The 2,764-nt window shown below is 36.8% G+C and carries 3 protein-coding genes; all 3 read left to right on the forward strand.

The genetic code is table 11. The features are described 5' to 3' along the window. Positions 1-92 precede the first annotated feature (92 nt). The 3 genes from I1J71_RS08515 to I1J71_RS08525 all read left to right on the forward strand — a co-directional run bounded on the left by I1J71_RS08515 (position 93) and on the right by I1J71_RS08525 (position 2,605). Positions 93-422, forward strand: a complete 330-nt coding sequence (locus I1J71_RS08515; RefSeq protein WP_195184446.1) for a hypothetical protein — start codon at positions 93-95, stop codon at positions 420-422. 6 nt (positions 423-428) lie between these two features. Next, positions 429-623, forward strand: a complete 195-nt coding sequence (locus tag I1J71_RS08520; protein ID WP_006148098.1) for a helix-turn-helix transcriptional regulator — start codon at positions 429-431, stop codon at positions 621-623. Between the two features lie 233 nt (positions 624-856). Then, positions 857-2,605, forward strand: a complete 1,749-nt coding sequence (locus I1J71_RS08525) for a glycoside hydrolase family 13 protein (RefSeq protein ID WP_195184447.1) — start codon at positions 857-859, stop codon at positions 2,603-2,605. Positions 2,606-2,764: the final 159 nt, after the last annotated feature.

Here is a 2,764-nt window from a genome sequence, read left to right on the forward strand (position 1 = left end):
GTTAAAACATCTTGACATTTTATATATTTGGAGTATAATAAAAAATGTAAAGGGCTCTTAACATTGTTTTAACAGATTGGAGGAACAGGACCATGAGAAAAATGGATGAAATGGACAGAGCGATTCAGCTACGTTCTGAGGAATGGGGTTATAAAACTGCTCTATTTGGCTTATGTGGATGGACAGTATTTAATATTTATCAATCTATTACAAAAGGCATTGAACTTGAAATGTTACCATGTCTGATTTTATGTTTATCTATTTCTGTTCAAGGATTTGCACAAACTGCCATAAAACAGAAAATGATTGACGGTGATGAAGATTTCAAAGAACCTAATAAACTTGTTCAAGGAATATTTTTGATTATTGTTATCCTTATCGTAGTTTTGGCGATTGGCGTTTATTTTTTTCAGAAAGACTAATGCTGTATGAAAAATAATATCAAACAGTTAAGAAAATCTGAGGGACTACGTCAGGAAGATATGGCAAAAATATTAGGCGTTAGTCGACAAACCATAATTGCTATAGAGAATGACAAGTACAATCCTACACTTGAACTAGCAATGAAAATTGCAAGGTTGCTACGACTACATGTTGAAGAAATTTTCATTTTAGAAGATTAAAGATATCAGATAGCTTTTATTTTAATCATCTGATTCGTAATGATGAGAGAGTTTTCTGGTTCATGGAAACTCTCTTTTTAAAGCTCAAAAAGAGTCTACTCAATTTTACCCTTGTCCATCTTATATATCTATCGTAAAACTGGTATAAAATTTGCAAATAAACAGCTAAAATAGTATACTAGTTCTGTTAGTTATGAAAACGTTTGCGTTTTATTAATTTTAGGAGACAAGACATGGAATTAACAGCCATTTATCATAGACCAGAATCAGAATATGCTTATCTTTACAAAGAAGGTCAGCTACATATCCGAATTAGAACGAAGAAAAATGATGTCCAGAAGGTTATCTTACACTATGGAGATCCCTTTATTTTCATTGAGGATAAGTATGAAGCTAAGAAAGAAATGACCAAAGTAACCGCAGATGCCCTATTTGACTATTGGCAGGTTACGGTATCGGTTGATTTTGCACGGATTCAGTATCTCTTTGAGCTCCTTGATGAGGAAGGTCAGGGTATTTTTTACGGTGATAAGGGTTGTGTAGAACATACTCAAGAAAACTTGGATGCTGATGGAAACGGCTTTAAGCTTCCTTATATTCACGAAATCGACGGATGTCAGGTTCCTAGCTGGGTTTCAAATACCGTTTGGTATCAGATTTTCCCAGAACGATTTGCCAATGGAAACCCTAATCTGACTCCTGATGGAGCTCGAGAGTGGGATGCTGCCATTGCACCTAATATTGATGATTTTTTTGGTGGAGATTTACAAGGGATTATTGACCACTTAGACTATCTTAAAGATTTGGGAATCACAGGACTTTACCTATGTCCGATTTTTGAAGCAACAACCAATCACAAGTACGATACGACGGATTATTTTGAAATTGACCGTCACTTTGGGGATAAGGAAGTTTTTGCTAATCTAGTCGAGGAAGCCCACAAACGTGGCATCAAGATTATGCTAGATGCTGTTTTCAATCATATCGGCTACCAGTCTGCCCAATGGCAGGATGTTCTAAAGAACGGCGAAAAGTCACCTTATAAAGATTGGTTCCATATCCAAGAATTTCCAGTTACTGAGGATAAACTTCAGAATCCAAGAGAACTCCCTTATCATACCTTTGCCTTTGCTAGCTACATGCCTAAGTTGAATACGGCTAATCCGGAGGTAAGGGACTATCTCCTCAGCGTTGCAACTTACTGGATTGAGAATTTTGATATCGATGCTTGGCGCTTGGACGTTGCCAATGAAATTGACCATCAGTTCTGGAGAGATTTCAGAAAGGCAGTTCTAGCTAAAAAGCCTGATTTGTATATCTTAGGTGAAATCTGGCATACTTCTCAGCCTTGGCTACAAGGGGACGAGTTCCATGCTGTCATGAATTACCCGCTCTCTGAAAGTATCAAGGATTATTTCTTGCGTCAGCGTAAAAAGACAGAGCAGTTTATTTCAGAAATCAATAGCCAGTCGATGTACTACAAGCAACAAATCTCAGAGGTGATGTTTAACCTTTTAGATTCTCATGATACAGAGCGTATCCTTACAACTGCCAAAGGAAATCTCCAGCATGTCAAGGCAGCCCTAACTTTCCTCTATCTTCAAAAAGGGACCCCTTGTATCTATTATGGAACAGAGCTAGCATTAATTGGTGGACCAGACCCTGACTGCCGTCGTGTCATGCCTTGGGACCGTGTTTCTGAAGACAATGACATGCTGAATTTTATGAAGAAATTAATCAAGGTTCGTAAGGACGTTGCAAGCATTATTCAGCATGGAAATTATCGCTTGGAAGAAGTAAAACTAGATGTTTTATCCTTGAAGTGGAACTACCAAGGAAAAGAAGTTCAAGCAATCTTTAATCAGTCTAAAGAGAATTTTATCTTAGACAGAGATTCAGTTGACTTAGCGAGTCATTGCCAGTTTGAAGATGGTCAGCAAGTCATCTTACCAGATGGATTTGTCATTACTGTTTCGAAATAAAGCAATCAACTGCAACAAGTATCTAGTTACAAAAAAATGAAGGGATTACGTAACTTTAGATGCATAAAAACAAGAAGCTGTCCTCTAGTAGGACAGTTTTTTGGTAAATTTCACTAAATGTACATTCAGATTTTTTATAGTTTTCTACAAAATATAGAA

Origin of the sequence: Streptococcus infantis (genome assembly GCF_015546995.1) — a bacterium.
GTDB classification, from domain to species: domain Bacteria; phylum Bacillota; class Bacilli; order Lactobacillales; family Streptococcaceae; genus Streptococcus; species Streptococcus infantis_J.